The 4,802-nt window shown below is 61.8% G+C and carries 3 protein-coding genes and 1 pseudogene; all 4 read right to left on the bottom strand.

Going from position 1 to position 4,802, the window contains the following annotated elements; genetic code table 11:
* Positions 1-63: 63 nt before the first annotated feature.
* Positions 64-1,680, bottom strand: coding sequence for a long-chain-fatty-acid--CoA ligase (locus B3T59_RS07810; protein ID WP_287001924.1), 1,617 nt, complete (start codon positions 1,678-1,680; stop codon positions 64-66).
* Positions 1,677-2,789 (bottom strand): NAD(P)-dependent alcohol dehydrogenase, encoded by a 1,113-nt coding sequence (locus B3T59_RS07815; protein ID WP_287001926.1) that lies wholly within the window; start codon positions 2,787-2,789, stop codon positions 1,677-1,679. Before B3T59_RS07815 ends, B3T59_RS07810 begins: the two co-directional genes overlap by 4 nt.
* A 28-nt stretch (positions 2,790-2,817) precedes the next feature.
* A pseudogene (locus B3T59_RS07820) lies at positions 2,818-4,328 on the bottom strand (aldehyde dehydrogenase family protein).
* 27 nt (positions 4,329-4,355) lie between these two features.
* Positions 4,356-4,760 carry an SCP2 sterol-binding domain-containing protein gene (locus B3T59_RS07825; protein WP_287001925.1) on the bottom strand — a complete coding sequence of 135 codons (405 nt, stop codon included), beginning with the start codon at positions 4,758-4,760 and terminating at the stop codon, positions 4,356-4,358.
* Positions 4,761-4,802: the final 42 nt, after the last annotated feature.

The following is a 4,802-nucleotide window of genomic DNA, read 5'->3' on the forward strand; positions in this document are numbered from 1 at the left end:
GCTGCAGCACCCACATCCTTCGATTCGACACACATTCTCTGCACACCGTCGACCCACACACGCTCACGTATGCAGTGTGCGGCCCGCCCAGTACTCCTTACGAACCTCCCGCTTCAGGATCTTGCCGGTGGAGTTTCGCGGCAACGCGCTCACAAAGTCAACGGTCTTCGGGATCTTGTAGCCCGCCAGCCGGCCGCGGCAGTAGTCGATGAGCTCATCCTCGGTGACGGCTCTGTCGGCGTTCAGCACAACCACGGCTTTCACCGATTCGCCCCACTTGTCGTCCGGAACACCGATCACCGCTACGTCGGCGACCGCCTCGTGTTCGACCACGACACGCTCAACCTCGACGGGGTACACGTTCTCGCCGCCCGTGATGATCATGTCTTTGACGCGGTCAGAGATGAAGATATGACCGTCGGGATCCATATGCCCGGCATCCCCTGTACGCAACCAGTCGCCCACCAGAGTCTCTGCGGTCGCCTGCGGATTACGCCAGTACCCGAGCATGTGCTGCTGAGACTTCGTCCAGATTTCACCCACGGTGTTCGGTGGAAGCGTATTGCCCTCGGGATCAACTACTTTGACGATGTTCTCCGGCAGTGCCCGACCCGCCGAGACCAATCGCTCGGGATGCGTCGCATCGCGATGATCAGCCGGAGTGAGAACGCTGAACACTCCCGACATCTCCGTCATCCCGTACACCTGATAGAAGTCGACGTCCGGCCAGGCTTTCAGACAGGCACGAATCGTGGGCAGTGGCATCGGCGAACCACCGTAGCCCAGACATCGCACCTCCGAATAGTCCCGCTTGTGCAGACGCCGCTCCGCGAGAAAGAACCCAGACACCGCCGGCACGAAGAAGGCGTGAGTCACTGCGCGCTCGACCATTTCGTCGAGAACGGCACTAGGAACCATTTCGCGCACGATCACCGTCTGGGCTCCCACGGACATGGCGGCGAGCGCCCACGACGAGCCGCCGACATGGAACAGCGGCATCGCCACCATGTTCACGGAGTCGCCGGTGAAGTGGAACCCGGCGACTGCGGCACGACTGTGGGCCGACAGACTGCGGTGCGTGAGCATCGCCCCCTTGGGGTGCCCCGTCGTCCCGGAGGTGTACAGCTGCAGGAAAGCGGCATCCGGTTCGAAAGGTGTCGCCACGAAAGGTTCACTCCCACAACCCAACCAGCGCTCGTACTCGTCGTCGGGACCACCGCTGACGATGACACGCTCAACCGTGGTGAGCTCGTCCCGGATCGCCGCTATGGTGTCAACGAACTCCGGCCCCGTGATGACGAGTGAGGCCTGCGCGTCGTTGATGATGTAGGCCACCTCCGCAGGTGACAGGCGAAAGTTGATCACCGCATTCGCGGCACCCGTCAACGACGCCGCCAGAGTGGTTTCGACGCATGCCACAGAGTTCTTGTCCAAGAATGCAATTCGATCTCCCGGCCGAACACCGGACGCCACCTGAGCAGCGGCGTTGCGTTCAATACGCTCACGGAACCGACTCCAGGTGAAGTGCCGATCGCCATCGATCACCGCCACATCATCAGGCTTCTCGGCCACCCAGCGATCGACAATGTCGATCATCGGAGTGACTGCCTCATTCGACGACGCCGCGTACGTCGACTCGGAGGTGAGGTCGTGCCGCAGGGTGGGGCTCTGAAAGGTCATACGGACTCCAAGCGTGAATTCTCCGGAATCAGAACCGGTTTGATGGCAGTTCCAGTGCGAAAATCCGCCAATGCGCTCGCGATGTCGGTGAAGTCGTAGGTGGTGATCAGTTCGTCGAATGGGAACTTTCCCTCTTGCCACAGCGCGATGAGCTCGGGGATGAACCGGTGCGGATCCGCATCGCCCTCGATCACACCGGTCAGCGTGCGTCCGAGCAGCAGATGCCCTTGATCGACGGTGATCTCGTTCTCGAGCTTCTGCAGACCGAGCGTGGCACACGCACCGGGCGACCGAAGCGACTCGAGAGCCTGGCGCACAACGACTCCTGACCCGACAGCATCGATCGTGTAGTCGAGTCCGCCCGTCAGTTGCAGGATCTCCCACACGAGGTCGCTGACCGCCGTGGGGTCATACGTATGCGTGGCCCCGAGCTTCCGTGCGACCGCCAGACGTTCGGCGTTCGGGTCGACGGCGATAATCGGATCACATCCCGCAGCCTTGGCAGCCATGACCGCTGCCAACCCAACCGTCCCGATCCCCCATACGCCGATGCTCTGCCCTTCACTGGGTCGGTGCACGTTGAGCACCGCGCCCGCACCGGTGAGCAAGCCACACCCCAGTGGCCCAAGGATTTCGATGGGCAGCCGGTCGTCGACCTTTACCGCATTCCGTGTACTGGCGACAGCGTGAGTCGCGAAGGAGGATTGTCCGAACCAACTTCCGTTGATTTCCCGTTCGCCACTGTGTAGCGTCGGCGTCCCGTCGAGACGGGTACCGAAGTAGTTGAGCGCGGCAAACAGCTCGCAGTACGCCGGGTGTCCTGATCGACAACTGGCGCACTCGTGGCAGTGGTCGAAGGTGAGCACCACGTGGTCGCCGATCCGTAATTCGGTCACTCCGCTTCCGACAGCCTCGACCACTCCCGCACCTTCATGTCCCACAACGAAAGGTGTTGGCAGCGGGACAGTTCCGTTGATCGCGGTGATGTCGGTGTGGCAGATGCCAACGCCTGCAACGGAGACGAGAATCTCGTCGGACTCCAGATCGGTCGGGTAGACCTCTTCGATGGACGGTTCATCACCGATTTCTGCAAAGACTGCGGCACGCATCCGACCGGAGCTCGGTATTGTCGACATCTCAGTCCTCTCTCGGTACGACGAGGTCGTACACCTTGTTCTCGATCCGACGGGCGAGATCGACGTGAACGAACTTCTCCTCGGTGTACTCGTCGAGCGCATGTGGTCCGAGCTCGCGTCCGTTGCCGCTCTGCTTGTATCCGCCGAACGGATACAGCGCATTGACCATGTGCCAGTCGTTGATCCACACCGTGCCCGATTCGATCTGGTCCGCGACGTCGAAGCCGCGTCGATATCCTCGCTCCAGACCCCGGCAGACAGTCCGTACTCGCTGTCGTTGGCGATCGCGACAGCTTCGGCCACGGTGCGATACTTGATGACGACGAGGACGGGACCGAAGATCTCCTCCTGTGCGATCGTCATGCAATTGTCGACATCGGTGAAAATAGTCGGGCCGAACCAGTTTCCGGAATCGAACTCTCCACCGCTCAGGCGCGCGCCACCGAAAGCCAGTGTTGCGCCCTCTTTCTTGCCCAACTCGACGTAATGCTCGATGCGCTGACGCTGTTCGGCAGAGATGATCGGACCCATGTCGGTGTCGAAATCGTCGGGATCACCTACACGAATGGCGGCCGCGCGTTCGACGAGCCGTGCGACGAATTCGTCGTGCAACGATTCCGGCAGGAGCAGGCGTGTACCTGATTCACACGCCTGTCCCTGGTAGAGGCAGAAGGCGAAGAGCGCTGCGTCAACCGCTTGCGAGAGATCGGCGTCGGGCAGAATGATATTCGCACCCTTGCCGCCGAGTTCGAGGGTCACCTTCTTGATGTTCACGGCCGACAGCTCGGTGATAGTGCGGCCCACCGCCGTTGAGCCTGTGAAGGCAACCTTGCGGACGTCAGGATGAGCGGCCAATCGCGCACCGACCACCTCGCCCGGCCCGGTCACGACGTTGAAGACGCCCGCGGGGATGCCCGCGTCGTCGGCCGCGCGAGCCATCTCGAGGAGAGTCAATGGCGTCTTCTCATCCGGCTTCAGAACGATCGTGTTGCCTGCCGCCAATGCGGGGCCGAACTTCCACACCGCCAGCAGCATCGGGAAGTTCCACGGGACGATGCCCGCGACAACCCCGAACGGCTCCCGACGAACGATCCCTGCCGCAGTGGTCGGATAGCCGAGCATCGGCCCGCTGCGCGTGAATTCGTAACTCGCCGCGAGATCGGCAAAGTACTGCAGATGCGAAATCGCGTAGCCGACATGGAATGCCATTGCCTGTCGTCGAGTCACCCCGTTCTCGGCAATATGCAGATCGACGAGATCGTCCATACGCTCGTTGAGGATCTCTACCCACCGCGACATCACCTTCGCACGTTCCTCCGGAGGCGTGTTCCGCCATTCGCCGTCACGGTGGGCCCGCAATGCCGAAGCAACTGCCCGGTCAGCGTCGTCGGCGTTGCCGAATGCGACGGTCGCCACCAACTCATCCGACGCCGGGTTGATCACGTCGGTGCTGACGGCCGAGTCGACCCAGTCTCCGTCGATGTACATCTGATAGTGCGACGATGTGGTCACGAATGCTCCTCTCTCACGCGAGAACCGTCAGGCGTTCTCAGCGTCCTTCGCCGACACCAGATCTCGATAGATCGGAAACACCGGCTTGGCGGCTGGGATGAGCTTGAGGATCTTCGACACCGGCCCCTTCGCCTTCACCTGCCCCTTGGCGAGCCCCACTGCGACGTTGTACTCCCCGCGCCAGAACTTGTTGCCGTTGTCCGCGGACATCGACATCCGCACATCCGGGGTCAGCTCGCTGTCGCCTTCGATGACCGCGATGGCCGGCTCCTTCAGGACAACGGTTATCGACGCATCGGGCGCCGAATAGTCCAGTCGGAGCACAATATTGGCCGCCCGCAGTGTTGACCCGACGCCGTCGACACCATCTGCATGCTTGAACACGCCACCGAGATACTCGTACACCTCGGATGCGTCAGCGAAGTAGCTCATCGTAGATCCCTCTCTCACCGGCGATCGGCCGCCCGATGTGTG

The organism is Gordonia sp. UBA7860 (assembly GCF_002500165.1).
Classification (GTDB): Bacteria; Actinomycetota; Actinomycetes; order Mycobacteriales; family Mycobacteriaceae; genus Gordonia; species Gordonia sputi.